The organism is Terrihabitans rhizophilus (assembly GCF_033898525.1).
Taxonomy (GTDB): Bacteria; Pseudomonadota; Alphaproteobacteria; order Rhizobiales; family Methylopilaceae; genus Flaviflagellibacter; species Flaviflagellibacter rhizophilus.
The window spans coordinates 1-24,179 of the sequence record NZ_JAXAFJ010000006.1 but is presented as its reverse complement, the minus strand read 5'-3'; the positions used below and the strand labels follow the sequence as shown (position 1 = coordinate 24,179).

The window sequence follows — 24,179 nt, the reverse complement described above, 5'->3', positions numbered from 1 at the left end:
CGGGATAAGTCAGAGCGTCAGAAGCGGAGCAGCCGGGGCGCACCCTTTGGGCCGTCGAGGGCCAGCGCCGTCACGGCCCAGACCAGCGCATCCAGCCGGTCCGGGGAATGCCCGCCGGAAAGCCCGTTCAGGCCGAAGTCGCACATTTCATCTTCAAGCGCAGGCAGCGGCCCGACATGGCGCACCCGCCCTTGCGCATAGAGGCTAGCCACGGGCTCGGCCCGCAGCCATTTTCCGCGCGTCGCATGCACAAGCGTCACCGGCACCGCAGGGTCTGCCTGCGCAATGACGGAGCGCACCATCTCGCCGCCCTGGTTCGCCTCGGCGATCAACGCATCCGCCTCGTGCGCATGCCAGCAGCCGACCGCCTCGGCGGCCCATAGGTCCGGCCGGGCAACCGACACCGTCCAGTCGGCAATCACATAGACACGCTCGTCTGACCCTATTCCGGCGGCAACGATGCCGCAGGCGTCGGAGCGCTTCCCGCCCCCGGCCGGCGGATCGACCGCGACGACCACCCGGCGCAGATCCGGCGCCGCATCGGCGCGTGCGCTCTCGATGGCCTCCCGGGTCCACAGGGCATCGGGACGGTCATCGATGATCTCGCCATCAAGTTCCTGCCGCCCCAGCCTTGTGCCCGCATAGCGTCCGACCACCGTCTCCAGAAAGGTGGGAGCCAGATTATAGGCATTCGCCTGCGTCGTGGCATGCGTCACCGCAGTGCGCGGATCCTTCATAAGTCGCTTGAGCAGCGGGATCGGCCGTGGCGTCGTTGTCACCATCTGGCGCGGCGAGCGGCCAAGCCGCAGGCCGAACTGCAGCATGTCCCACACCGCGTCCGCCTGCTTCCACTTGCCGACCTCGTCGCACCAGGCGGCTCCGAACTGCGGTCCCCTCAACGCTTCGGGATCTTCGGCCGAGAAGCACTGGGCGACGGCACCATTGGGCCAGATCAGTCTTCGGCGGGAAGGCTCCCAAAGCGGCCGATCCTTCCCGCTGATGGCCAGGATGCCCGAGACGCCCTCCACCATTACCTCCCGCACATCGGCCGCAGTCTCGCCGATCAGGGCGATGCGCCCGACAGGCTCTACCGCGAAGCCCGGCAGGCCGAGCGCCAGTCCACGCACCCATTCGGCGCCCGCTCGCGTTTTTCCGGCCCCGCGTCCGCCAAGAAACATCCACACCGTCCAGTCCCCGCCGCCTACCGCCTTGAGCGGAGGCCGCTGTTCCTCGCGACCCCAGATCATCCAGTCTGCGAGGAGGCGCCCGATTTCGTCGGCACCGAGACAGGCCAGGGCCTCATCGGCGGTCCCCGCCTGCACGCAGCGCATCAAGGCGGCGCGCAAGGTCGCGTCGGAACTCGTCGATATCGATTCCATCCTCGTCGGGGTCCTTTGCCGTGCCCGCCCCGGCGCCCGCTTCGAGCCGCTGGAGTTCGATCAAGGTCTTCACCAGGCTCGCAAGCGTCCGCGCCGCCTTCTCGGCATCGCCGCGCGGCACCAGTTCGTCGATCCGGGCGAGGCTGTCCTCCACCGTCGATATCTCACGCTCGACCGTCCGGCGTATGCGCGCGACCATGGCCCGCCGACCAACCGGAACATTTTCCTCTATTCGGTTCTGGCTTTCGTTTGGAACAGCGGGCGATCGACGCCAGCCCAGGGTGGAGGCTCGCTTTTGCAACGTTCTCTTATGGATGCCGAGAAGATCGGCGACCGCCTGTATGGACGCCCCGCCACCCTCATAGAGCCTCCGAGCGCGGCTCGTGAGCTCTGCATCCATCAGCTTTGCTCTGGCCATCCACCCTCCAAACAGAGGCGGCGCCAACCCTGACCGGGCGGCGCCGCTCACAATTCTTCAGCATGGGGATGTTGTACCCGAGCAGCGTCACGCTGTCAATGATTATATTCCATATTAGGCCTATAGTCCTTCCGCAACCGGCGACCCGAAGAGGGACAGAGCAAGTAGCGGGCCGGGCGCTGCTCCGGCTTCCGGCCCCTCGCCCCAGCTTTGCCGCGCATCGGTCAGGGCTGGTATTTCGGGGTGCATCCATGGACGCGCGCACCGGGGTCTAACCCCGGCAGGACCGGACCTTGCGGTGCGTGTCTGCTTTCCACGCCGCCGCTTACTTGCCTGTGCCTTTGCCCGCCGCACCACGAGCGATCTAGAGCCACAGGCTGCGCCCGCTTGGTTAACAACACGTCAACGCCGCTTCGCCCCTTTCGGCCAGGCTTGGGGCCAGCGCACAATCCGTTCCAGAATCTCCTCGATGCTGACACCGTCCTCGCTGGCAGAGACGCGGCCGCGCACCGATATCCCCGCCTCATGCACGCTGTCCGGCGTTCCGGATTTCAGCGGGTGCCAGCCCGGCAGATCGGCTCCCTTGGCCACCAGCCGGTACGCACAGGTAGAAGGCAACCAGCGCAGCCCCCGCACCACGTCGGGCGTCAGGCGCACGCATTCCGGCACCAGCGTCTGGCGCTCCGGATAGTTACGGCACCCGCACGTGTTCCCGTCCAGCAGCGTGCAGCCGACATCGGTGTAGGCAATCTCGCCGCTGTCCTCGTCTTCCAGCTTCACAAGGCAGCACCGCCCGCAGCCGTCGCACAGCGCCTCCCATTCCTCGGAGGACATCTCTTCCAGAGTCTTCGTCTTCCAGTACGGTTCGGCCACGATCCCGTCCAAATCTGCGTGCGGTGTCGGGCGGGCACTTGCGCCCCGTCCGGCTTGGGGTCAAGACATCTAGGTAGGGGCTGTTGCCCCGTTTGCACGAGGTTTCCCGGTGCGCAATCCGCTTCCCGGCATCAACATGGAAAAGATCAGGCGGGCGTTGCTCGGGCTGGATTCGGCCATCGATGCCGGAGCATACCGCCTCATGCGCGGGGCGGCTCGTATCTGGGACAGCTTCGTTGGCCTCTCCCAGGACATGCGCGTGCGCGGCTGGAAGCGTGGCTTCTTCGAAGTCGCCGGCGAGGCCGCGACCTGGGGCACCGCCGGCGCGGTCATCATGCTTGCGCTCGCGCAGCCGGCCTTCCAGGCCACAAAGGAAGACTGGCGCAAGCGCGCGGATCTCGCGGTGACGTTCCTCGACCGCACGGGCGCCGAGATCGGCCGTCGCGGCATCCTGCAGACGGATGCCGTGTCCTTGCAGGACATCCCGGACACGATGATCAAGTCTGCGATGGCCATCGAGGACCGCCGCTTCTTCCAGCATTTCGGCATCGACGTGCCGGGCACCTTCCGCGCGGTTCTCACGAACGCGCGCGCCAGCGGCGTGGTGCAGGGCGGCTCATCGCTGACGCAGCAGCTCGCGAAGAACCTTTTCCTGTCGAATGAGCGCACCATCGAGCGCAAGGTCAAGGAAGCCTTCCTGGCGATGTGGCTCGAGGTGAACCTCTCCAAGGAGGAGATCCTCAAGCTCTACCTCGACCGCGCCTATATGGGCGGCGGCGCCTTCGGGGTGGAAGCGGCCTCGCAGATGTATTTCGGCAAGTCGGCGAAGAGCCTCACGCTGGCTGAGTCGGCCATGCTCGCTGGCCTCTTCAAGGCGCCCACAAAGTTCGCGCCGCACACCAATCTCTCGGCGGCCCGCGCCCGCGCCAATGTGGTGCTGGACGCACTGGTGGCCTCCGGCTTCATGACGGAAGGCCAGGTCCACGCGGCCCGGCTCAATCCCGCCGCGCCTGTAGCAAGGCAGCGCGCGAGCAGCCCGGACTATTATCTCGATTGGGCCTTCAACGAGGTGAAGCGGCTTTCCGACGACGGAAAGCTCGGTGGCGTCCGTTCGGTCATCGTCAAGACTCCCCTGGACCCGGTAGTACAAGCCAAGGCCGAAGAGACGATCGAGAACATGCTGCGGCAATACGGCCCGCAATATGGCGTGAAGCAAGCCGGCGTGGTGCTGATGGAGCCGCAGGGCGCCGTGCGCGCCATGGTCGGTGGCCGGGACTACGGAGCAAGCCAGTTCAACCGCGCAGCCGATGCCCTGCGCCAGCCCGGTTCCTCGTTCAAGCCTTATGTCTACACCGCAGCGATGATGAACGGCTACACGTCCACTTCCATCGTCACGGACGGCCCGATCACCATCGGGAACTGGTCGCCCCAGAACTACGGTCTTTCTTTCGCGGGACGCGTCACGCTGATGTCGGCCATGGCACGGTCCCTGAATACGGTCCCGATCCGTCTTGGCCGGGCAATTGGCCTCGACAAGGTCATCGAGACCGCGAAGAACATGGGTGTTCGCACGCCTCTGCGCCTCAACCGCGCGCTGGCCCTCGGGACGTCAGAGGTGACGGTGCTGGATCAGGCAGTCGGATTTTCGAGCCTGGCGAATGGCGGCTTCAAGTCCGTCCCCTATGCTGCGACGGAAATCCGCGACAGTGCAGGCCGCATTCTGTGGCGTCACGAAAGGGATGCCCCGCCGCTGGAACGCACCATTCCTCCGGAAGCCGTCAGCGAGATGAACCGCGTCATGGTCAATGTGGTGGAGGCCGGCACCGGCCGCCGCGCAGCGGTCGATAATACCCGCATTGCGGGGAAGACCGGCACCAGCCAGGATTACCGTGACGCCTGGTTCATCGGCTACAGCGGCGATTTCACCTGCGCCGTCTGGTTCGGCAACGACGACTACTCCGGCACGCGCGAGATGACGGGCGGCAGCCTCCCTGCGATGAGCTTCAAGGAAATCATGACGGTTGCTCAGGCCGGCGTCGACCCACGTCCGATCCCGGGCCTTGCGCCTGTGGCCAAGGGGCAGCAGATTGCTGCGGCATCCGCTCCGGAGCCTTCTCTGGACAGCGGCAATGGCGGTCGCCTGCCGCGGCGTGCCTCGCTGCTGCTGGACGAAATCGACGGCCTCATGCGAAACGCATCCTCAAGCTTGGCCAGCGCGGGAAGCGCACGTCCCGGAACGTCGGATGTAGCGTCCGCCGGTTCCATGGCACCCCCGCCGCCCTCTGCTCCACAAAGCCTGAACTAGGCAGAGCCGGCGGACACAGCAGACGTGCGGCTGATCATTAATCTTCTCTTCGTGGGCATCGTCGCCGCGGCGCTCGGCCTCGCGCTGACCTGGCTTGCGGTCCAGCGTCCGCCGGCGTTCGACGCCATCCGCAGTGGCGCATGGACGGCGTTAGCCTCGGAAGGCACGTCGGACGTCGATGCCTATGCGCTGGCGGCGATCTCGCGACGTGGCGAGGTGCCGCTTGCCGTGGGCGACGGGCTGGCCTTCCGTGCCGTCGCGGATGATCAGGGCCGTCCGCTTACCGGCAAGTGCACTTACACGATATCAGGCACCATCCCCACCGTTCGGGCTTGGTCGCTTGCGGCCTATGACGAAGCAGGAGCGCCCATCCCCAACGCTGCGGAAAGGCACGCCTTTTCAAGCGGAGACATCGTGCGGGAGGCTGACGGACGCGTCGTCATCGCGCTCGGCCCCTCGGTGCAGCCGGGTTCCTGGCTCCCGGTCCCCGCCGGACAGCCTTTCGTCCTGGTCCTGCGGCTCTACGACACCACGGTCGGCGCAATCTCGGGCGGCCGTNGGCCCCTCGGTGCAGCCGGGTTCCTGGCTCCCGGTCCCCGCCGGACAGCCTTTCGTCCTGGTCCTGCGGCTCTACGACACCACGGTCGGCGCAATCTCGGGCGGCCGTTCCGCACCCGAGCTTCCGGCCTTGATCCGCAACGGCTGCTCGTCATGAGGCTGTTCCTCAGGACGTTCTTCCTCCTCATAACCGCGCTATTGCTGGGAGGTGTCGTCCACATCGGCTCGCTGTTGGCTGTGCCCTATGTGGCGACCCAGGATGCGTTCTCGCGCATCAGCGCCATGACGGAACCCAACAGCTTCGTGGCCCTGAACGCTTTGGAGGAAGGCCGCCGCCTGCCGCTGCTGGACCCGGCCTTTGCCTATCTGGCGTGCCCGTTCGACCTCTCCCAAGGCCGCGTCCGCGTGCGGGTTCCGCTCTCGGGAGAATACGTGGCCCTGTCCTTCTACGCGCCCGACGCAGTGGCCTTCTTCTCGATCAATGATCAGTCGGCCTCGGAATTGGGCATCGAGGTCGATCTTTATGACCCCGGCGACGCTTCCTATAAACCCGATCCGGCTCGTTCCAACGTCCTGCCGCTGGCATCGCCTGACCTGCGGGGCTTCGTCATGGTACGTGCCTTCGCGCCGACCAGCAGCATTCGCCCGACCGTGCGCACCGCGCTGGCGAGCGCAACATGCGAGCCTCTCGACTAGTTGGTCCGGGAGCCCTCGCCCCGACGGGTCTTCCTGATGACCGATGAAGAGGACGGCACCGGCGTTTCATGGCGCTCATAACGGACGCCGTCGAAGAGGATGATCTTGCCGGGGCCTTCGCCATGCGCAGGTAAGCGCCGTCTCGCGTCATTTGGCTGGAACGTCAGCAGCGTTGCCATCCTCGGTCTCCGTTCGTTCAGTCGTGGTCGATGCCCCCCAAGGCAGCGCCATCAGAACGCGACACGGTTAACAGACCGTTAGCGAAGCTCCTCAGACCAGATCGAGAAGGTGCCGACCGGCCGCGTCCTCGACTGCGAGCACCCAGATATCGGGATCGAAGCGCAACTCGCGCGCCAACCGCTCCTCGATTTCCGCTTCGGGCGCAGGGCCGAGGATGACGGTAAAGACGCGCTCGTTGTCCGCCGTGCCGCCTTGCGGGCCGGGCCCGAGAAGAAGAGCCTGCCTGTCCAGCCGGTCCACCACGATGAAGATGGCACCAGCAGTTGCTTCGCCCTTGCGCCGCACGAGCGCGTAAAGTCCCGCGCCATGGCAGCGTCGAATATAGGCTGAACACCAGAAGTCGGATGTGACCCGCATCTTTGCGTGCCGGTCTAGCGACCGGAATCCTTGGCGGCGACGGAGAGTTCGCGCTTCAGCGCGGCAGTGACCTCGCCCTTTTGCGGCAGGCCTCGCTTGGCCTCAAACTTGCGGATCGCCGTGCGGGTAGCCTCCCCCACTACCCCGTCGGGCTTCAGCCCGGTATGGCCCAGCTTGACGAGAAGGCGCTGCACCTGAAGCACGTCCGACGGCGGGATGCCGGCGGCCGCGGGCTGAGTGGGCTGCGTGTTGTGCCGCAGCACGGCGAGCAGTTCGGGTGTTGCCTCGCCATTGGCTTCGAGGCCCGCAGCGATCTGATAGCTGCGGATGGCGGAAACGGTGTTCGGCCCGGTGACGCCATCGGCGACACCGTCATAGATCCCGCGCCGCCCAAGCTCGGACTGAACCTCCTTCACCAGCGTGTTCGCCTGCTGGGGCCGCTCCGCAAAGGGCGCGGCAGCCGCGCGGGGAGAATGAGCGGGTGCAGCGGGATTTTGCAGAAGCAGTGCGTTCACGAGGATCATGATGCTCGCGGCGGCGGCGATGATCATCCCCACCCCGTCGATCGGGCGGATGCGGAACGAGGATGGGATGTCAGCTTCCATGTGCTGCGCCTTCTTGCCGACGGTGCGCGTCGGGGCCTTGCCGGTTTTCTTCACCCTTGGTCATCCGTTGGCGGCGCGTGGCACCGGAACGCTGCTGTCCTGGCCAACCATGGACGCGACCACGAGCGGAAGCTCAACGACCACGTTCGTGCCGTTGCCGAGACGGCTCTGCACGTCGAAGCGTCCGCCATGGAGGGCGATCAGGCCCTTGACCACGGAGAGGCCGACCCCGGTGCCTTCATACATGCGGGAATAGTTCGATCCTGCCTGGAAGAAGCAGGTACCAAGCTGCGGAAGGTCCTCGCTGGAGATGCCGACGCCGGTGTCCGAGACCTCGATCTGAAGCACGCCTGCAACTGCCTTTGCGGAGACCCGCACCTCGCCGCCGGGAGGGGTGAACTTGATGGCGTTGGAGATCAGGTTGATCAGGATCTGCTTGCACGCCCTCTTGTCCGCAAACACCTGGGGCAGATCCGATGCGATATCGGTGTGCAGCGAAATGGCCGCAGCGGCCACTTTCAGTTCGAAAAGCTGGAGGCAGCTGCTGATCACCGGACGTAGCGAGAACGGCTCGCGCTCAATCGCGAAATTGCCCGTTTCGAGTCTCGAGACGTCCAGCATACCGTTCACGACAGCGAGGAGATGGAGACCGGACTCGTGTATGAGCCCGGCATATTCCACGCGCCGCGCCTGATCGAGACCTGCGATACCCTGGTGGGTCATCAGTTCCGAGAAACCGATGATGGCATTCAGGGGCGTCCGCAATTCATGGCTGACATTGGCGAGCAGCCGACCCTTCAATCCCTCTTCATTTGCAATTTCCGCCACGTCTGAACGGGTCCGCAGCACAGTCAGCATCTCTCGCTGCCCGCTTTCGCGCTGCAGGCACATGGCCCGCAAGTCGACATTGACGAAATCCGGCGGGGCTCTTTCACCCCGGCGGCGCTTGAGGCGGAACGAGTGCTCAGCCGCCCCTCCCTCGCGAAGTTCGGCGAGCGCAGTCAGGAAGGCCGGCCGATCGCCGATATGGACATGATCCAGCATCCGCGATCCGGCGAGTGCCTCAGGCGCCACGCCCAGGAGACCCGCTGCTTCGGTGGAACCCCACAGGATCCGTCCATCCGGAAGATGGCGCAGCACGGCATCGGACATGTTGGAGGTGATAAACGCCATCTGCGCTTCGGCTTCGCCAAGATGCAATGCGCGCTGCTCGGCCAGTCGGCGCCGCTTCTCCGTCAGGAGATAGGCCACTGCCACCAACAGGCACACGAGCGTAAAGGCCAGCACGCCGTTGATGCCCGAAGCATCGGTTCGCGCGAGACCCGGCAGCAGATCAGCAGCCAGCAGCATGGCTGGAGCACCGACGGCCCAAGCGGCAACGACCGACCTCTGAATGCCCGCCTGTCCGAACGCCGCAAACGCCAAGGGCGGTATGGCGATCATCAAGGGCGACAGAATGCCCCCCGTGCACAGCGCCAGCCCCAGCACCAGCGCGGCGGTCGCGGTGATCGACTGCCCAACAGCGGCGCCAAGATCACCCGTCCGCGAAAGCCCCAGAGCCACGGCGATAGGAGCGATCAGCCAGCAAAGCAGGACGATCTCGACAGCCGTCGGCTCGGCTCCCCGCAGGAGGAGAGCAAGGGGAAGGATCGCGTAGCCTGCGACGCCCGCAAGAAGATGCGACAGGATCATCCCGCGCTGCACCGCGAACTCACGTCCACCCGCTGAAGGGTGGACGAGCCCGTTGATGCATTCCTCAACCGCGGAAGATCTCATCATAGACGCAAACTCGACGGGCCGATGCGATCGGCCGATTCCTGTTCGCCGCAAGGATCGCAGCCCGCGCTTAAGCGATCGTTGCAGCGATCAAAGAAGCAGGCTGCTTTATCGCCGCAGAGCATTGATCCTTTGTTTTCCTTTACACGCGTAGAACGGCGGTAATCCTCGCCGGCAGGATCATCATGCTGTTCGTCCTGCGTGCCATCTTCTGGCTTTCTCTCGTGACGTGGCTCATGTCCCCGCCCTCAGGCGAGGACATCACAGGCACGCTCGCCCGTGATGCCGTGGAGCAGGCAACCGGATACTGCTCCGCCAATCCCGCTACCTGCTTGGGCGTAGCCCAGAAGCTTCACCAGACCGGCGCGTCACTCCTGGCGACCCAGCAACCACATGCCGTTCCCCTGCCCCAGCCGCGCCCGGTTTCGCTCGCAGCCGCCGCAAGACACGGCAACGCCTCTGTTCTTTCGCGCGTGGAAGACGATATAGCGGGGCGAGGTTCTGAACGATGACCATCGACACCATTATTGAGTCCTTCGGCTACCTGGACGATTGGGAGGAGCGCTACCGCTACCTGATCGAACTTGGACGCGATCTTCCACCCTTCCCGGACGAGGCACGCACCGCCGCGAATAAGGTGGAAGGCTGCGCCAGCCAGGTGTGGCTTCTCTCGCGCATGCAGCCCTCGCCCGAGGGTTCCGTGCTGACCTTCCAGGGCGACAGCGACGCCCACATCGTCAAGGGGCTGGTGGCGCTGATACTGGCCTTCTACTCGGGCCATACTGCACGCGAGATCGCGACGATGGACGCCGGCGCGCTTCTCTCCGATCTGGGCCTCAGCGATCATCTGACGCCGCAACGATCCAACGGCGTCAGGGCCATGGTCCAGCGCATCAAGGCAGAGGCCGCCCGGGCGCTGGTCACCAATTGACGGTGCTATGAGGCCTTCCGGCGCGTGCCTCCTTCGGCAAAATCGGAATAGCCGTAAAGTCGGGCCAGTCGCCCGAGGCCCAGCGACAGGATGATCTTTGCGGAACGGGCGGGCCATCGCCGTTCGCGCTCGACGTCTTCAAGGCGCTTCAGGAAGCAACAGACGTCCAGCACAACGCCGGCGAGCTCCGGCCCCATCCATTCCACGGCCTTGCGGACGCGTTGCCGCGCAGCAAGCGCGCCGTCGCTGGGTCCGGCAGCACCACCGCTGGCGCTATGAGCAGAGCCGCCGATGGCTTCCCAGTTCGCAGTGACGCGGGGCATCAGGTTTCCGAGCGTGAAATCCGAACGAAGCCGTTCCCCGGCCGCAAACTGTGCGGCGCCGATCAGGGGCTGGCCGTTGCTGTCCTTGCGTCGATGAAGCCAGAGAAGCGGACTTTCCGCCATCTCGATCCGAGCCCCGGGTGCGATGCTGTCGGCCTGCTCCACCTGCCCATGCTGGGCGCGATGCGGATCGGTTGTCACGGCAAGGCGCGCAGCATGGCTGCGCCCGGCATCGGTCAGCGCCATCGTGCCGTCGCGTTGCTTCTGCAGGAGGTCGCGCCGCAGGAGGTCGTCCACCTGTGCGGCAGCGAGGGTTATGCGAGTGCCACTGGCTCGGTAACAGGAGCCGGTTTCCGCCGGAACTGCGGTTCCGGCGGGGGCAAGTGCCCGGAGGAACCGCTCAGTGGGATCAAGCTTGCGCCGCGATGAGCCAATCTTCTTGGGATCGCCTGCGCGACCATGTTTCAACGACATCCCTGCACCTCCTGGTGCAAGGACTATCGTCCTCATCCTATGGTTGCAAGGACTATTTTCTGCAACCTAGCGGGCAACCTTTTTGCGCTGCTGTCCCAGGCCCATCTTCTTCGCCAGGTTGGAGCGAGCCTCGGCATAGTTCGGCGCAACCATCGGATAATCGGCCGGAAGACCCCACTTCTCGCGGTATTCTTCAGGTGTCAGATCGTACTGGGTGCGCAGGTGGCGCTTCAGGGATTTGAACTTCTTCCCGTCCTCAAGACAGATGATGTAGTCCGGCGTGATGGATTTGCGGACCGGTACGGCCGGCTTCGGCGCTTCCGCAGGCCCTTCAACAATACCGCCAGTGAGGCGCGCGAGTGCGGCATGCACATCGCCGATCAACTGCGGCAGATCGGACGTCGCCACCGAATTGTTGCTCACATAGGCGGAGACAATATCGACTGCGAGATCGACGTAATTGGGAGAGACGGTGTTTTCAGACATTGAATAGATATCCCGAGGTGATCTCGTAGAGATTTGGCAGCTTCAGCGGTTCGAACATCCTTGCCGGCGACTGGAATGAGCCCAGCAACAACCCGATTCTTCCGCAGAAACGTCTGCGCAAGGTAGTAGACCCCCAATCAGTTTTTAACAACATGGGCTGATCACAAATTCGCGGGTTGACGCTGCGTTATCACGGCAAGATGGCTGGCGTGACTACTTTAGCCGAGCGATGTGCTAGCTGATCAACAGTAGTTGCATCATTGAGGAGCAGCTTGGCAGACGTCCTATTGCCTCCCTTTGGTCAGGAGGCCCCGCCACCACCCTGCGGGCCTGAAGACTTCTTTAGCAACTGCCTGAACGAATCCGACCAGTTCTGATCGGAAGCGGACAGACGATCGGAAGGTCTTGGCGCCACCGGGGCGACAGGTGCCACGCCAAGGTCGGGCCCTGTCGGTGCTGCATCAGGCGAAGTCACCGGAGGAGCGCTCTCCACTCTGGATCCTGTAGCGTCCTGCGCCGGACGGACGTCCGGAGCCGTATTGCGTCCGCTGGACAGATAGTTCTGCCAATTGGCCGATCGCTCCTCGGTTGTGCGAGGCGGCGGCGATGCTGGCGCACTCTCTACGCGCGCGGGCTTATCAGGCGCGCGTTCCTGCGCTGGTGGGGCCGACGCTTGGTCCGTACCCGCCTCGACGCGTGGCGGAGCAGCGGCGCTCTGCTCCTGGTCGGCGCGGATTCGTTCCTCACGGATCCGGATGATGTGCTCGCGCGCCTCAGCCATGCTTGCGTAATGCTCGACGCCCTGCTCGTCTTCGGCCTCGATGGAGCCATCCGAGTAGAAGCGGTAGACGCGTCCGTCGATCTCGCCTTCGCGCACGAGGTTCCTCTCGGGAGCTTCCGCGTTCTGTACATCGTCCGCGAGCCCGGTCGGCGGAACCGGCGGCGCAGGCGGCGCCTCCACTGCCGGGACATTTTCCGGTTCACGATGGACCACGGGCGACGACGGCTGCCGGGCGGCAGATGGCGGCGACGAGATGACCACCTCCTCCGTCACGGTCGTGGAGACGGCCGCCAACACCGGCATTTCGGCTGCAGGCTCTGGTTTCATCGCCATGGGCGCGGACGGCATCACCGGCTCTGGCCGGCGCTCTTCCACTGAGGGACCGGACGGCGTTGCAGGCAGCGCCGCATCCCATCGCAGTGGCAAGGCACGACGCAGGGAATCGACAGATCTGATGATCGCGCCGAGCGCGATAACCACCACGCCCGTGCCGATCACTCCCGCCGCGATATCGAGGGTTGCGACATAGTCGCCCGTTGCGAGGATGAACAATCCCCACACGATCATCAAAGCCCCGAGCGCGAATACCAAATTGACCATCGTTCTGCACAACCTCTGGTGCCAAAACCGCAACACTGCCTTGGCGCGATTCGTTCCATCGCGCAGCATAGTCCTGTTGCCCGCGGGCTGTGAGGGCTCTATCTCTGGGCACTCACTCCCTGGCCGGACCGATCTTGTCCGGTCGCCATCACCGGAGGCTGCCGATGTCTTTTACGCTGCCCGAACTTCCTTATTCCTATGACGCCCTCGGACCGTATATGTCGCGGGAGACCTTGGAATTCCATCACGACAAGCACCACAATGCTTACGTGACCACCGGCAATAAGCTGCTCGAAGGCACCGGCCTCGAAAACGCCAGCGTGGAAGAAGTCGTGAAGGCTTCGTACGGCAAGAACCAGCCGCTCTTTAACAATGCCGGCCAGCACTATAACCACCTGCACTTCTGGAACTGGATGAAGCCGAACGGCGGTGGCCAACCCCCGGAGAAGATCGCTCGCAAGATCGACGAGGATCTCGGCGGCTACGACAAGTTCAAGGAAGACTTCATTGCAGCCGGCGTTGGCCAGTTCGGTTCCGGTTGGGCCTGGCTCTCGGTTCAGGACGGCAAGTTCGTCATCCAGAAGACGCCGAACGGCGAGAACCCGCTGGTTCACGGCGCGACCCCGATCCTCGGCTGCGATGTGTGGGAGCACTCCTACTACATCGATTACCGCAACCGTCGCCCGGACTACCTCAAGGCTTTCCTCGAGAACCTGGTGAACTGGGAACACGTCGAGAAGCTGTACGGCGAAATCTGATCAAAGGAACGGGGCCGAAAGGCCCCGTTTTCTTATCCGGGTCAGCGGCTCTTCGGGCTCCACCATGGCCGCACGGGAGCGCCGGGCTCATACCCCGCCCGGCAGTGATTGTAGATCGGCCGGGCATTGTACCGACTGGCCAGCGCCGAGAGCCACGCACGACATGCGCGGCGATCGGGGAAACATCCTTCGGCGGTGTGCACCAGGGTACCGCTGTGCCTCCGGGCAAGAGACGGCGCCGGCCTGCCACCAGCGAAACGCCCCCACCACACGGCCCCGCCGGGTGCGACGCCCCGGCACGACGATCCGCCGAACGCCTGAGGCCCTTCGGGTGCCGAGCCGCCGGGCTCCAGAGTGAAGAATCGTTCAGCCGCGCCGGTCAGCGGATCGCTTGCCGCCGAAGCGGGCGGGCTGAACCACAGAACCAGGCCCGCCAGAAGGATAAGGGTTCTTTTCATCGGCCTGCCCGTTCCTCTTCCTGTTCCGGTCCCAACTGATGGGACGCAAGAATCGCGCGGCCCCTGCCCGCCTCGGCAAGCTCCAAGACCAGCTTGTTGCGGATCGCCTCTGCAAAACGCTCACGCCCATCGGCGGTTTCCACGAACGCGCCCGGTCCGCCGATAACGTTATCCCGGTAGTAATCCTCCAGCGGCATGCCCAGCGACAAGGCCACGCTGCTCCCGGGCACGCGCACCGCCAGCGCGTTTATGGTGATGCCCTGCTCCAGCGCCGCCCGACGTGCTGTCTCGATCGGTGCCCCGCCGATGTTCGGGCCGTCGCCGGAGACGTCGATCACGGTGCGGTCGCCCTTCATCGGCGCCGCAGCGATACGCTCCAGCGCGAAGGTGATGGCATTCGAGATTGAGTTGTAGCCGTAGGTCTGCTTGGGGTGCGTGCGAAGCCGCGCGGCTACCGCCCGGGCCGCGGGCTCACCATCGATCAACGTCCAGTCCACCACCACCTCCTGGCTCTCGGGTGCGCCCCACTCGACGAACAGCACGCCGATCTTCTGGCGGGCGTTGGACCTGATGGCCGACAGCACCTGCGGGCTCATCAAGGCCTCGGCATAGCCCTCGCGCTGCATCCTGAACTCGTCGGGATCGATGGAGCCGGAGCCATCGGCAAGAAGCACAAGGGCGACGTCCACCGCCTCCTGCGCTTTGACGGGCCGTAGGGTGAGCGGCAAGGCCACGGCAGCACACAGGAAAATCGAGCAAAGGCAGCGAAGCAACATCGGCAGACCTCCTCAAGGCAACGCGGAGCATGGCATGCTTCCAGGGGATCGACACATGACGATCCCGCGCGCAAAAAGGCTTGGAAGCGCTGAACAGGAGTTTGCAATGCAGGTTGAGGGCAAGCTGTTCATCGGCGCCGGCGAGAAGCCGGAATACCTGACGCTGCGCCTGGCCAACCGGCACGGCCTCATCACGGGCGCCACGGGAACCGGCAAGACAGTTACCTTGCAAGGCCTGGCGGAGGCGTTCTCCGAGGCCGGAGTGCCGGTTTTCGCGGCGGACGTGAAGGGCGATCTCGCAGGTCTCGCCGCCAAGGGCGAGCCGAAGGACTTCCTGCTCAAGCGAGCGGAAGAGATCGGCCTTACGCCCTACGTCAACGACGACTTCCCCGTCATCTTCTGGGACATTTTCGGCCAGCAGGGCGCGCCTGTCCGCACCACTATCAGCGAGATGGGGCCCCTCCTGCTCGCCCGCCTGCTGAACCTGAACGACGTGCAGGAAGGCGTGCTGAACATCGCCTTCCGCGTGGCCGATCAGGAAGGATTGCTGCTCCTCGACCTGAAGGACCTGCAGGCTCTCCTGAACCTCGTCGGCCAGCAGGCCGGTGAACTCACCTCCCGCTACGGCAATGTGTCCAAAGCCAGCATCGGCGCCATCCAGCGGCAATTGCTCGTTCTCGAAAACCAGGGCGGCGCCCTGCTCTTCGGCGAACCCGCGCTTCAACTCACCGACCTGATGCGCACCACGCGCGACGGGCGCGGCACGATCTCCATCCTCGCGGCCGACCGGCTGATGCAGTCGCCCCGCCTTTACGCGACGTTCCTGCTCTGGCTGCTGTCGGAACTGTTCGAGCAATTGCCGGAAATCGGAGATCCGGACAAACCAAAGCTCGTCTTCTTCTTCGACGAAGCCCACCTGCTGTTCGACGAAGCGCCCGCCGCCCTCATCGACAAGATCGAGCAAGTGGTCCGCCTCATCCGCTCCAAAGGCGTCGGCGTCTACTTTGTCACGCAGAACCCGCTCGACGTGCCGGACACCGTCTCATCGCAACTCGGCAACCGCATTCAGCACGCGCTGCGCGCCTACACGCCGCGCGAGCAGAAAGCTGTTCGCGCCGCCGCGTCCACCTTCCGCCAGAACCCGGCCTTCAATACCGAAGAAGCCATCACTCAGTTGAATGTCGGCGAGGCTCTTGTGTCGACGCTCGAGGACAAGGGCGCGCCATCCATGGTGGCTCGCACCCTGATCCGTCCTCCCGCGTCCCGTCTGGGTCCGCTGACTGCTGAAGAGCGTCAGCGGGTGATCCAGAACGGCCCCGTCGCAGGTCACTACGACGTCGCCATCGACCGCGAGAGCGCCCACGAAGTCCTGCAGAAGCGCGCCGAGGCCAGTGCTGCGGCCGTGACGGAAGTTGAGGCCGAGGCTTCCAGCGGCGTGGGCGGGCTCCTGAACAGCATTTTCGGCACGGGCGGAAATCGTCGCCAGAAGCTGACGCCGGCGCAATCGGCCGCCCGTGAGGTCACGCGCACCGTCACCAACCGGGTGGCCGGCGACATCGCGGCCAATATCGGCCGCTCCGTTGCCGGCTCCATGGGCGGGTCGCTTGGCCGGGCTATCGTGCGCGGGGCACTCGGCAGCCTGCTGCGCCGCTAAAGAAGGATCAACAGATGTCCAAGACCGACGCCGTCCTCAAGGCGGCAGACGCCGGCCTGCAGCTTTCGCTCGACCTGCTGTTCCAGTTCCTGTCCATCCCGTCGATCTCCACGGACCCGGCCTACAAGCCGGAGTGTCGGCGGGCAGCACAATGGGCCTCAGACCAGTTGTCGGAGATCGGCTTCACCTCGCGCGTGGCCGACACCTCGGGTCACCCCATGGTGCTTGCCCACCGCCGGCCGGCCAACGCCCAGCGCCACGTCCTGTTCTACGGGCACTACGACGTGCAGCCGCCGGAGCCGCTGGACCTTTGGCAGACGCCGCCCTTCGAGCCCCGCATCGAAACCGGCCCTCGCGGAGAACGCATCGTCGCCCGCGGCGCGTCCGATGACAAAGGCCAGCTCTTCACCTTCCTGGAGGCGGCTCGCGCCTGGATTGCCGAGGCCGGTGAACTGCCCGTCGCCGTCACCGTGCTGCTGGAGGGCGAGGAAGAATCGGGCAGTCCCTCGCTCAAGCCGTTCTTCGACGCCAACAAGGAAGAATTGCGGGCCGATCTTGCGCTCGTCTGCGACACCGGCCAGTGGGATCCCGAAACGCCTGCCATCACCACCCGCCTGCGCGGCCTTGTGGGCGAGGAGGTCACGATCAGCACAGCCGGCCGCGACCTGCACTCCGGGATGTATGGCGGTCCGGCACTCAACCCTATTCGCGTGCTGACCGGCCTTCTCTCCGCCCTGCACGACGACAGCGGCCGGGTCACCGTTCCCGGCTTCTATGACGGCGTTGCGGAACTGCCGGAAGCGATTTCACGGCAGTGGTCCGGCCTGGGCTTCGATGACGCCTCGTTCCTTGGAGAGGCCGGCCTGACGCCGGGCGTTGCCGGGGAAAAGGGCCGCAGCGTCTTGGAGCAGATCTGGGCGCGGCCGACCTGCGAGATCAACGGCATCCATGGCGGCTATACCGGCGAAGGCTTCAAGACCGTCATTCCCGCGCAGGCCTCCGCAAAGATCTCCTTCCGCCTTGTCGGAAAGCAGGATCCCGCGAAGGTTCGTTCTGCGTTCCGCGAGTTCCTGAAGGCGCGCCTGCCGGAAGGCGCCACCATTGCGTTCCGCGAGCATGGGGCCAGTGCGGCCATCGAGTTGGAGGCCGACAGCCCTGCCCTCGCGCTGGCGGCTCAAGGGCTCCAGCAGGAATGGGGCAAGGAACCGATCCTCATGGGCTCGGGCGGCTCCATTCCCATCGTCGGCGCCTTCCGGTCCGAGTTGGGCATGCCGACGCTCATGATCGGCTTCGCTCAGGACGATGACCGCATCCACTCGCCTAACGAGAAGTACGACCTGAAGGCGTTCCACAAAGGCATCCGCTCGTGGGTTCGCATCCTCGGAAACCTCGGTGAATGGCGATAGCTCGCCACTCCCCGGAAGCAACGATGCGGGTTTTCCGGGCGCGCGCTCGCGAGGTCAGGCTCGATCGCCCCATCCTGATGGGCATCCTGAACGTCACCCCTGATTCCTTCTCTGATGGGGGCGACTTCAGTGATCCCGAAGCCGCCGCGCGCCACATCCAGCGGGCCGCCGATGAGGGGGCCGACATCCTTGACATTGGAGGGGAATCCACCCGGCCGGGCTCCACGCCGGTCGGTGCCGACGAGGAGTGCGCCCGCGTGCTCCCGGCGCTGCGGATCGCACGCGACACGCTCAGCCTGCCGCTTTCGGTCGACACGATGAAGGCCTCGGTGGCCGCCCGGGCCGTGAGTGTCGGCGCGGACATCATCAACGATGTGTGGGGCTTCCAACGCGACCGCGAGATGGCTCGTGTCGCCGCCGACACCGGCGCAGGCGTAGTGCTGATGCACAACCGCGACGCTGCCGATCCGTCCATCGACATCATGTCCGATGTTCGCGGCTTCCTCAGCCGTTCCGTAGAGATCGCTTTGCGCGCAGGGATGACTGAGGACCGCATCCTGCTGGATCCGGGCGTCGGCTTCGGCAAGACGCCCGAACAAAGCGCGGAGGTGATCAGCCACCTCGGTGATCTGCGCCGACTTGGTTTCCCCATCCTGCTGGGCGCATCGCGCAAGCGCTTCATCGGCCGTCTCACGGGCGTCGAGGATCCCAAGGCACGGCTCGCCGGAACCCTCGCGGCACATATCTGCGGCGTGTTACAGGGGGCCGACGTCATTCGCGCCCACGATGTCGCAGCCCATAGGGAGGCGTTCAGCGTGCTGGCCGCCGTGCGAGAACAGGACCGAGCCTAATGGACCGCATCACCGTCAGGAACCTGGCCCTCTTCGCCTATCATGGCGTCTTCGAGGGCGAGCGCGAGATCGGCCAGCGCTTCTATCTGGATGTCGTGGTGGAGGCAGATCTCGCCCCCGCATCGCGCTCGGATTCCGTGGATGAGACGGTGGACTACGCGGCTCTTGTGGACGTTATCGGCAAGGCATTCTCCGAGACACGCCAGAAGCTGCTGGAGACACTGGCCGAGCGCGTTGCCCGCCGGATTTTCGAGCGGTTCCCGATCGTGCAGAGCGCCGAAGTGACCATCCGTAAGCCAAGCGCGCCCATCGAAGCGGTGTTCGATTCGGTCGAAATCCACATCCGTCGCCAGCGCCATGCCTGAGGCGGCAATTGGTCTCGGTTCCAATCTCGGAGACAAGGCGGCCAACCTCAAGCACGCCGTGGAGGCGATTGCCGCGACCCCCGGAATCACTTTGCGTGCCACCTCGGCTGTCTACAGAACAAGCCCGTGGGGACGGGTGGATCAGGACACCTTCCTGAATGCCTGCATCATCGTGGAAACGTCACTGGCGCCGCGAGAGCTTCTTGCAGTCTGCCGCAAGGCGGAAGACGAAGGCGGGCGAGACCGGGGAACTGAGGAGCGCTGGGGGCCTCGCAAGATCGATGCCGACATCCTGCTCTACGGCGACCGCTCGGTGAACGAGGCGGATCTCGTCATCCCTCACCCCCGGATGACGGAGCGCGCCTTCGTTCTGGTGCCGCTTGCCTGCATAGCCCCGGATTGGCGGATCGACGGGGTGACGGTTCGTGAGCGGGCAGAGGCGCTTGGCCGGGATGGTGTCGAGGAAGCCCCGGAAGCCCGGCTATTCTGAGACGAAGCGCAAGCCCATCCGCTGCTCGGTGCGCCACGCCACGCGGCAGTTCCGCTCCAGCGTCCGGTCGTTGAGGCGCAGGATGATGACCCCAGGTATTCCCACGGTCGAAGGCACCTCCACCAGGGCGCCGGTCTCCGACATGTTGCGCACGATGCAGTCGAAGGTCGAGAAGAGGCCAGGGGCGACGAGTTGAGCGCCCTTGAAGGTGCGCATGCGAGGCGCATTCCGCTTGTTGCCATCTTCGTTGTCGGATGACGTCATCGGCATCACATCGCCAACGAGCAGCGGATCACCGCCGGGAAAAAGGCTGGTCGGCCTCGACCGACCAGCCCCATGATCACTTGAGGTGGGCTGCCAGCAGCTTGTTCATCTCGAACATCGTTACCTTCTTCTTCCCGAAGACTGGCTCAAGCTTGTCGTCCGACAGGATCTCGCGCTTGTTCTCGGGGTTCTGAAGATTGTTCTTCTTGATGTATTCCCAAATCTTGCTGACCACCTCGGAACGCGGAAGCGGGTCACTGCCGACCACTTCGCCAAGCTCCTTGGACGGCTGCAGAGGCTTCATGAACGCAGCATTGGGCTTCCGCGCGGTCTTCTCACCGCTCTCCGACGCAGGCTTCTTGGTAGCAGTCTTGGCCATGGATTCCTCCGGTTGGTGCGATGGCGACCAGGGGCCGCATCGGTCTAGGGGTTCAGCGTACGATTCCAGTCTTCCATCAACGTGGAAAGCCGTTTTGCGTTCGGAGTCAACAGGTCTGGCTGGGGCGGGAGGATTCGAACCTCCGCATGGGGGAATCAAAATCCCCTGCCTTACCGCTTGGCGACGCCCCAAAAGATGTTCGATCCGGCTTAGCGAAGGCCGCAGTTCGCTGCAAGCGGTCCATCAGTAGCGGCAGGGCCGAAGTAGCGGTGCGGAGCCGTTGGGAGCCCCGCACCGGAAGTCCTCAGCCCCTGAGAAGCTCGACCAGCGTCTTGCCGAGCTTGGCCGGCGAAGGCGACACGCGGATGCCCGCGGCCTCCATCGCCGCGATCTTGTCTTCCGCGCCGCCCTTGCCGCCCGAGATGATCGCACCGGCATGGCCCATGCGACGGCCGGGAGGAGCCGTGCGGCCTGCGATGAAGCCGACTGTCGGCTTCTTGCGGCCCTTGCGGGCTTCATCGGCAAGGAACTGGGCTGCGTCCTCCTCGGCCGAGCCGCCGATCTCACCGATCATGATGATCGATTCGGTCTTGGGGTCAGCGAGGAACAGTTCCAGCACGTCGATGAACTCGGTGCCCTTGACCGGGTCGCCGCCGATGCCGACTGCGGTGGTCTGGCCGAGGCCTTCGTTCGTGGTCTGGAACACAGCCTCGTAGGTCAGGGTGCCGGAGCGCGACACCACGCCCACCGAGCCCGGCTTGAAGATGTTTGCCGGCATGATGCCAATCTTCGATTCGCCGGCGGTGACGATGCCCGGGCAGTTCGGTCCGATCAGGCGGGACTTGGAGCCGTCCAGCGAGCGGCGCACACGCACCATGTCCATCACCGGGATACCTTCGGTGATGCAGACGATGAGCGGGATCTCGGCGTCGATGGCTTCCATGATCGCATCGGCCGCGCCCGGAGGCGGAACATAGATCACGGAGGCGTCGGCGCCGGTCTTCTCGCGCGCTTCGGCCACGGTGTCGAACACCGGCAGGTTCAGGTGGCTGGCGCCGCCCTTGCCCGGCGAGGTGCCGCCGACGACCTTGGTGCCGTAGGCGATGGCCTGCTCGGAGTGGAACGTGCCGTTCTTGCCGGTAAAGCCCTGAACGATGACCTTGGTGTCTTTGGTGAGCAGAACGGACATTACGCGGCCTCCTTCACGGCCTTGACGATCTTCTGGGCCGCGTCATCGAGGTCATCGGCCGCGATGACGTTGAGGCCGGATTCGCCGATCAGCTTCTTGCCGGCTTCGACATTGGTGCCTTCGAGGCGCACGACGAGCGGAACCTGCAGGCCCACATCCTTCACCGCCTGGATCACGCCCTGGGCGATGACGTCGCACTTCATGATGCCGCCGAAGATGTTGACGAGGATGCCCTTCACCACCGGGTCCGCTGTGATGATCTTGAAGGCAGCCGTAACCTTCTCGGTCGTGGCGCCGCCACCGACATCGAGGAAGTTGGCGGGCTCCATGCCGTACTGCTTGATGATGTCCATCGTCGCCATGGCAAGGCCTGCGCCGTTGACCATGCAGCCGATGGAGCCATCGAGGGCGATGTAGTTGAGATCGTACTTGGAGGCCTCGATTTCCTTGGCATCCTCCTCCGTCTCGTCGCGCAGCGCGGCAACGTCCGCATGGCGGTAGATGGAATTCGAATCGAAGCTGACCTTGGCGTCGAGCACCTTCAGCTCGTTGTCCTTGGTCACCACCAGCGGGTTGATCTCGAGCAGCGCCATGTCCTTGTCCGTGAACGCGGCATAGAGCTGGTTCACGAGGGCGCCGGCCTGCTTGGCCAGGTCGCCGGACAGGTTCAGCGCGCGGGCGACGGTGCGGCCGTGATGGGGCTGCACGCCGGTCGCCGGATCGACGGAGAAGGTGATGATCTTCTCGGGGGTGTCATGCGCCACCTCCTCGATGTTCATGCCGCCTTCCGTGGACACCACGAAGGCCACGCGGCTCGTCTCGCGGTCGATGAGCATCGAGAGGTAGAACTCCTTCTCGATGGCGGCACCTTCCTCGATGTAGAGGCGGTTCACCTGCTTGCCGCCCTCGCCCGTCTGCTCGGTCACCAGCGTATTGCCCAGCATCTCCGCAGCGGAGGACTTCACGTCCTCGACCGACTTCACGACGCGGACGCCGCCCTTGGCCTCAGCGCCGAGCTCCTTGAACTTGCCCTTGCCGCGACCACCGGCGTGGATCTGCGACTTGACGACCCAGACAGGCCCGCCAAGCTCGTGAGCGGCCTTCTCGGCTTCCTCGGCCGTGAAGACCGGGATGCCGCGCGATACGGGCGCGCCGTACTCCTTCAGGATCGCCTTGGCCTGATATTCGTGGATGTTCATCGGGGTGCCCCCCTCCGCTTTTGTTGATTGTTTGAGACGTGGACCGCTCCCGGCATGAGCGCACCCATTCCTTTTCTGTGCAAGGCACAGCAGTCGGACGCGAAAACCCCCGTGTCCGCGTCCGACTGGAATAGAAAGGCTTACTCGGCCGCCTGACGGACAGGCGCGCCGGTGGCCCCGGAGGCCTTGATCTGCGCGATCCGCTCCTCGCCGAGGTTCAGCACCTGCGACAGGATCTCGTCCGTGTGTTCGCCGAGAAGAGGCGAGCGCTCGACCGCGACATCGTTGTCCGAAAGCTTGATCGGATTGCCCACGGTGATGTAGGCGCCGCGCACCGGATGGTCGACGTTCACAAGAGTGCCGGTCGCGTAGAGCGACTCGTCGGCGGCGATCTCCTTCATGGAAAGGATCGGCCCGCACGGGATGTCCACCTCGTTGAGGATGTCCATCACCTCGAACTTGGTCTTCGTCATGGTCCACTCTTCGATCGTCGCGAAGATGTGGTTCAGTTTCGGCAGGCGGTTCACCGGCTTGGCGTAATCGGGATCGGTGAGCCACTCTTCCTTCCCGATGACGGTGCAGACCTTGTCCCACACCTGCGCCTGCGTGATGAAGTAGATGTAGGCGTTGGGATCGGTCTCCCAGCCCTTGCAGCGCAGGATGCGTCCGGGCTGTCCGCCGCCGGAATCGTTGCCCGCGCGCGGCACGGTGTCGCCGAACGGGATACCTTCGCCGAACTGGCTGTATTCCTGGAGCGGACCGCGCTCGAGGCGCTGCTGGTCGCGCAGCTTCACGCGGCACAGGTTCAGCACGGAATCCTGCATGGCGCAGAGCACCTTCTGGCCCTTGCCCGTCAGCGTGCGCTGGTAAAGAGCAGTCACGATGCCAAGCGCCAGATGCAGGCCCGTGCCGGAATCGCCGATCTGCGAGCCGGTCACCAGCGGCAGGCCGTCGCGGAAGCCGGTGGTGGAGGCGGAGCCGCCTGTGCACTGGGCCACGTTCTCGTAGACCTTGCAGTCTTCGAAAGGTCCGGGACCAAAGCCCTTCACGGACGCAACGATGATGCGCGGATTGATGCTCTGGATGCGCTCCCAGGTCAGGCCCATGCGGTCGAGCACGCCGGGGGCGAAGTTCTCGACCATCACGTCGCAGATCTTGATGAGCTCTTCGAGGACGGCGCGGCCCTCGGGATTCTTGGTGTCGAGCGTGATCGAACGCTTGTTCGAGTTCAGCATCGTGAAATAGAGGCTGTCGGCGCCCGGAATGTCCCGCAGCTGGGAACGGGTGATGTCACCCTCGCCGGGGCGCTCCACCTTGATCACGTCCGCGCCGAACCAGGCGAGGAGCTGCGTGCAGGTCGGACCTGACTGGACGTGGGTGAAGTCAAGAACGCGAACGCCGTCTAGAGCCTTGCCCATCTCTTTGCTTCCTCTCCAATGCATCTTGTCGTTCGACACATCCCTTCCGGGCGGCTGGGCCGCACCGGAGGGGACATGCTGTGCAGGGCGGCTTTGGCGCCGCCCCGGTCGGCCAGTTTTACTGGGCCTTTTTCTTGCTGACGGTTGAGGTCGGGTTGAGGTTTCCGATG

At 64.7% G+C, this 24,179-nt stretch carries 26 protein-coding genes and 1 tRNA gene; 9 read left to right on the top strand and 18 right to left on the bottom strand.

Annotated elements, in window-relative coordinates; translation table 11 throughout:
* Nucleotides 1-17 precede the first annotated feature (17 nt).
* The 3 genes from SCD90_RS10770 to SCD90_RS10760 form a co-directional block, all read right to left on the bottom strand.
* Nucleotides 18-1,331 carry a DNA-packaging protein gene (locus SCD90_RS10770; protein ID WP_319844858.1) on the bottom strand — a complete coding sequence of 438 codons (1,314 nt, stop codon included), beginning with the start codon at nt 1,329-1,331 and terminating at the stop codon, nt 18-20.
* Nucleotides 1,300-1,578, bottom strand: coding sequence for a hypothetical protein (locus tag SCD90_RS10765; protein ID WP_319844685.1), 279 nt, complete (start codon nt 1,576-1,578; stop codon nt 1,300-1,302). The genes SCD90_RS10770 and SCD90_RS10765 overlap by 32 nt, the downstream gene beginning before the upstream one ends.
* 621 nt (nt 1,579-2,199) lie before the next feature.
* The gene (locus SCD90_RS10760) at nt 2,200-2,670 is read right to left on the bottom strand and encodes a YcgN family cysteine cluster protein (RefSeq protein ID WP_319844684.1); all 471 of its coding nucleotides are present in this window, start codon (nt 2,668-2,670) and stop codon (nt 2,200-2,202) included.
* Between the two features lie 109 nt (nt 2,671-2,779).
* Between SCD90_RS10760 and SCD90_RS10755 the strand changes: the two genes are divergently transcribed.
* Both SCD90_RS10755 and SCD90_RS10750 read left to right on the top strand, forming a co-directional pair.
* Nucleotides 2,780-4,975, top strand: coding sequence for a transglycosylase domain-containing protein (locus SCD90_RS10755; RefSeq protein WP_319844683.1), 2,196 nt, complete (start codon nt 2,780-2,782; stop codon nt 4,973-4,975).
* A gap of 24 nt (nt 4,976-4,999) precedes the next feature.
* Nucleotides 5,000-6,229: a DUF1214 domain-containing protein gene (locus SCD90_RS10750; RefSeq protein WP_319844682.1), complete on the top strand. Its 1,230-nt coding sequence runs from the start codon at nt 5,000-5,002 to the stop codon at nt 6,227-6,229.
* On the opposite strand, the gene SCD90_RS10745 is transcribed toward SCD90_RS10750, so the two are convergent.
* The 4 genes from SCD90_RS10745 to SCD90_RS10730 form a co-directional block, all read right to left on the bottom strand.
* Nucleotides 6,226-6,408 carry a hypothetical protein gene (locus SCD90_RS10745; protein ID WP_319844681.1) on the bottom strand — a complete coding sequence of 61 codons (183 nt, stop codon included), beginning with the start codon at nt 6,406-6,408 and terminating at the stop codon, nt 6,226-6,228. The two genes, SCD90_RS10750 and SCD90_RS10745, sit on opposite strands and share 4 nt — an antisense overlap.
* A gap of 91 nt (nt 6,409-6,499) precedes the next feature.
* On the bottom strand, nt 6,500-6,826 hold the full coding sequence (locus SCD90_RS10740) for a DUF1491 family protein (RefSeq protein WP_319844680.1): 327 nt from the start codon (nt 6,824-6,826) through the stop codon (nt 6,500-6,502).
* A 14-nt stretch (nt 6,827-6,840) separates the two neighbouring features.
* On the bottom strand, nt 6,841-7,485 hold the full coding sequence (locus SCD90_RS10735; protein WP_319844679.1) for a peptidoglycan-binding domain-containing protein: 645 nt from the start codon (nt 7,483-7,485) through the stop codon (nt 6,841-6,843).
* Nucleotides 7,486-7,491: 6 nt separating this feature from the next.
* Entirely contained in the window at nt 7,492-9,210 is a 1,719-nt protein-coding gene (locus SCD90_RS10730) for a sensor histidine kinase (RefSeq protein WP_319844678.1), read from the bottom strand.
* A gap of 505 nt (nt 9,211-9,715) precedes the next feature.
* On the opposite strand from SCD90_RS10730, the gene SCD90_RS10725 reads away from it, so the two are divergent.
* The gene (locus SCD90_RS10725; protein WP_319844677.1) at nt 9,716-10,138 is read left to right on the top strand and encodes a SufE family protein; all 423 of its coding nucleotides are present in this window, start codon (nt 9,716-9,718) and stop codon (nt 10,136-10,138) included.
* 5 nt (nt 10,139-10,143) lie between these two features.
* On the opposite strand, the gene SCD90_RS10720 is transcribed toward SCD90_RS10725, so the two are convergent.
* The 3 genes from SCD90_RS10720 to SCD90_RS10710 all read right to left on the bottom strand — a co-directional run bounded on the left by SCD90_RS10720 (nt 10,144) and on the right by SCD90_RS10710 (nt 12,802).
* Complete coding sequence (locus SCD90_RS10720) at nt 10,144-10,935, bottom strand: DUF6456 domain-containing protein (protein WP_319844676.1); 792 nt, start codon at nt 10,933-10,935, stop codon at nt 10,144-10,146.
* 66 nt (nt 10,936-11,001) lie between these two features.
* Complete coding sequence (locus SCD90_RS10715) at nt 11,002-11,421, bottom strand: Ros/MucR family transcriptional regulator (RefSeq protein ID WP_319844675.1); 420 nt, start codon at nt 11,419-11,421, stop codon at nt 11,002-11,004.
* 301 nt (nt 11,422-11,722) lie between these two features.
* Entirely contained in the window at nt 11,723-12,802 is a 1,080-nt protein-coding gene (locus SCD90_RS10710) for a hypothetical protein (protein WP_319844674.1), read from the bottom strand.
* A gap of 164 nt (nt 12,803-12,966) precedes the next feature.
* Here SCD90_RS10710 and SCD90_RS10705 point away from each other — a divergent pair, with 164 nt between their 5' ends.
* Nucleotides 12,967-13,560 (top strand): superoxide dismutase, encoded by a 594-nt coding sequence (locus tag SCD90_RS10705; protein WP_319844673.1) that lies wholly within the window; start codon nt 12,967-12,969, stop codon nt 13,558-13,560.
* Nucleotides 13,561-13,601: 41 nt separating this feature from the next.
* Here the strand turns inward: SCD90_RS10705 and SCD90_RS10700 are convergent, their stop codons facing one another.
* Both SCD90_RS10700 and SCD90_RS10695 read right to left on the bottom strand, forming a co-directional pair.
* The gene (locus SCD90_RS10700; RefSeq protein WP_319844672.1) at nt 13,602-14,018 is read right to left on the bottom strand and encodes a hypothetical protein; all 417 of its coding nucleotides are present in this window, start codon (nt 14,016-14,018) and stop codon (nt 13,602-13,604) included.
* The gene (locus SCD90_RS10695) at nt 14,015-14,794 is read right to left on the bottom strand and encodes a DUF1194 domain-containing protein (protein ID WP_319844671.1); all 780 of its coding nucleotides are present in this window, start codon (nt 14,792-14,794) and stop codon (nt 14,015-14,017) included. The genes SCD90_RS10700 and SCD90_RS10695 overlap by 4 nt, the downstream gene beginning before the upstream one ends.
* A gap of 106 nt (nt 14,795-14,900) precedes the next feature.
* Here SCD90_RS10695 and SCD90_RS10690 point away from each other — a divergent pair, with 106 nt between their 5' ends.
* The 5 genes from SCD90_RS10690 to folK are packed head-to-tail and all read left to right on the top strand — an operon-like array spanning nt 14,901 to nt 19,560.
* On the top strand, nt 14,901-16,448 hold the full coding sequence (locus SCD90_RS10690) for a helicase HerA-like domain-containing protein (RefSeq protein ID WP_319844670.1): 1,548 nt from the start codon (nt 14,901-14,903) through the stop codon (nt 16,446-16,448).
* A 14-nt stretch (nt 16,449-16,462) separates the two neighbouring features.
* Entirely contained in the window at nt 16,463-17,854 is a 1,392-nt protein-coding gene (locus tag SCD90_RS10685; RefSeq protein WP_319844669.1) for a dipeptidase, read from the top strand.
* 23 nt (nt 17,855-17,877) lie between these two features.
* On the top strand, nt 17,878-18,705 hold the full coding sequence (gene folP / locus SCD90_RS10680; protein ID WP_319844668.1) for a dihydropteroate synthase: 828 nt from the start codon (nt 17,878-17,880) through the stop codon (nt 18,703-18,705).
* Nucleotides 18,705-19,070, top strand: coding sequence for a dihydroneopterin aldolase (gene folB / locus SCD90_RS10675; protein ID WP_319844667.1), 366 nt, complete (start codon nt 18,705-18,707; stop codon nt 19,068-19,070). Before folP ends, folB begins: the two co-directional genes overlap by 1 nt.
* The gene (folK, locus tag SCD90_RS10670; protein ID WP_319844666.1) at nt 19,063-19,560 is read left to right on the top strand and encodes a 2-amino-4-hydroxy-6-hydroxymethyldihydropteridine diphosphokinase; all 498 of its coding nucleotides are present in this window, start codon (nt 19,063-19,065) and stop codon (nt 19,558-19,560) included. The genes folB and folK overlap by 8 nt, the downstream gene beginning before the upstream one ends.
* Here the strand turns inward: folK and SCD90_RS10665 are convergent.
* The 6 genes from SCD90_RS10665 to frc all read right to left on the bottom strand — a co-directional run bounded on the left by SCD90_RS10665 (nt 19,552) and on the right by frc (nt 24,009).
* Entirely contained in the window at nt 19,552-19,824 is a 273-nt protein-coding gene (locus SCD90_RS10665) for a PilZ domain-containing protein (protein ID WP_319844665.1), read from the bottom strand. The genes folK and SCD90_RS10665 overlap by 9 nt on opposite strands.
* A 76-nt stretch (nt 19,825-19,900) precedes the next feature.
* Nucleotides 19,901-20,203 (bottom strand): SWIB/MDM2 domain-containing protein, encoded by a 303-nt coding sequence (locus SCD90_RS10660; RefSeq protein ID WP_319844664.1) that lies wholly within the window; start codon nt 20,201-20,203, stop codon nt 19,901-19,903.
* 116 nt (nt 20,204-20,319) lie between these two features.
* A tRNA-Gln gene (locus SCD90_RS10655) sits at nt 20,320-20,394 on the bottom strand.
* Nucleotides 20,395-20,507: 113 nt separating this feature from the next.
* Nucleotides 20,508-21,392 (bottom strand): succinate--CoA ligase subunit alpha, encoded by an 885-nt coding sequence (gene sucD / locus SCD90_RS10650; protein WP_319844663.1) that lies wholly within the window; start codon nt 21,390-21,392, stop codon nt 20,508-20,510.
* A complete protein-coding gene (gene sucC, locus SCD90_RS10645; RefSeq protein WP_319844662.1) occupies nt 21,392-22,591 on the bottom strand; it encodes an ADP-forming succinate--CoA ligase subunit beta in 1,200 nt (399 codons plus the stop codon). Before sucC ends, sucD begins: the two co-directional genes overlap by 1 nt.
* Nucleotides 22,592-22,731: 140 nt before the next feature.
* Nucleotides 22,732-24,009: a formyl-CoA transferase gene (gene frc, locus SCD90_RS10640; RefSeq protein ID WP_319844661.1), complete on the bottom strand. Its 1,278-nt coding sequence runs from the start codon at nt 24,007-24,009 to the stop codon at nt 22,732-22,734.
* Nucleotides 24,010-24,179: the final 170 nt, after the last annotated feature.

Excerpts from the sequence above, each read along its gene's own strand:
- SCD90_RS10720 (WP_319844676.1), bottom strand. The coding sequence starts at position 10,935 with ATGTCGTTGAAACATGGTCGCGCAGGCGATCCCAAGAAGATTGGCTCA.
- SCD90_RS10660 (WP_319844664.1), bottom strand. The coding sequence starts at position 20,203 with ATGGCCAAGACTGCTACCAAGAAGCCTGCGTCGGAGAGCGGTGAGAAG.
- sucD (WP_319844663.1), bottom strand. The coding sequence starts at position 21,392 with ATGTCCGTTCTGCTCACCAAAGACACCAAGGTCATCGTTCAGGGCTTT.
- frc (WP_319844661.1), bottom strand. The coding sequence starts at position 24,009 with ATGGGCAAGGCTCTAGACGGCGTTCGCGTTCTTGACTTCACCCACGTC.
- SCD90_RS10725 (WP_319844677.1), top strand. The coding sequence starts at position 9,716 with ATGACCATCGACACCATTATTGAGTCCTTCGGCTACCTGGACGATTGG.
- SCD90_RS10715 (WP_319844675.1), bottom strand. The coding sequence starts at position 11,421 with ATGTCTGAAAACACCGTCTCTCCCAATTACGTCGATCTCGCAGTCGAT.
- folP (WP_319844668.1), top strand. The coding sequence starts at position 17,878 with ATGCGGGTTTTCCGGGCGCGCGCTCGCGAGGTCAGGCTCGATCGCCCC.
- SCD90_RS10730 (WP_319844678.1), bottom strand. The coding sequence starts at position 9,210 with ATGATGAGATCTTCCGCGGTTGAGGAATGCATCAACGGGCTCGTCCAC.
- sucC (WP_319844662.1), bottom strand. The coding sequence starts at position 22,591 with ATGAACATCCACGAATATCAGGCCAAGGCGATCCTGAAGGAGTACGGC.
- SCD90_RS10740 (WP_319844680.1), bottom strand. The coding sequence starts at position 6,826 with ATGCGGGTCACATCCGACTTCTGGTGTTCAGCCTATATTCGACGCTGC.
- SCD90_RS10705 (WP_319844673.1), top strand. The coding sequence starts at position 12,967 with ATGTCTTTTACGCTGCCCGAACTTCCTTATTCCTATGACGCCCTCGGA.
- SCD90_RS10685 (WP_319844669.1), top strand. The coding sequence starts at position 16,463 with ATGTCCAAGACCGACGCCGTCCTCAAGGCGGCAGACGCCGGCCTGCAG.
- folK (WP_319844666.1), top strand. The coding sequence starts at position 19,063 with ATGCCTGAGGCGGCAATTGGTCTCGGTTCCAATCTCGGAGACAAGGCG.
- SCD90_RS10710 (WP_319844674.1), bottom strand. The coding sequence starts at position 12,802 with ATGGTCAATTTGGTATTCGCGCTCGGGGCTTTGATGATCGTGTGGGGA.
- SCD90_RS10745 (WP_319844681.1), bottom strand. The coding sequence starts at position 6,408 with ATGGCAACGCTGCTGACGTTCCAGCCAAATGACGCGAGACGGCGCTTA.
- SCD90_RS10765 (WP_319844685.1), bottom strand. The coding sequence starts at position 1,578 with ATGGTCGCGCGCATACGCCGGACGGTCGAGCGTGAGATATCGACGGTG.
- folB (WP_319844667.1), top strand. The coding sequence starts at position 18,705 with ATGGACCGCATCACCGTCAGGAACCTGGCCCTCTTCGCCTATCATGGC.
- SCD90_RS10695 (WP_319844671.1), bottom strand. The coding sequence starts at position 14,794 with ATGTTGCTTCGCTGCCTTTGCTCGATTTTCCTGTGTGCTGCCGTGGCC.
- SCD90_RS10690 (WP_319844670.1), top strand. The coding sequence starts at position 14,901 with ATGCAGGTTGAGGGCAAGCTGTTCATCGGCGCCGGCGAGAAGCCGGAA.
- SCD90_RS10665 (WP_319844665.1), bottom strand. The coding sequence starts at position 19,824 with ATGACGTCATCCGACAACGAAGATGGCAACAAGCGGAATGCGCCTCGC.
- SCD90_RS10700 (WP_319844672.1), bottom strand. The coding sequence starts at position 14,018 with ATGAAAAGAACCCTTATCCTTCTGGCGGGCCTGGTTCTGTGGTTCAGC.
- SCD90_RS10770 (WP_319844858.1), bottom strand. The coding sequence starts at position 1,331 with ATGCGCTGCGTGCAGGCGGGGACCGCCGATGAGGCCCTGGCCTGTCTC.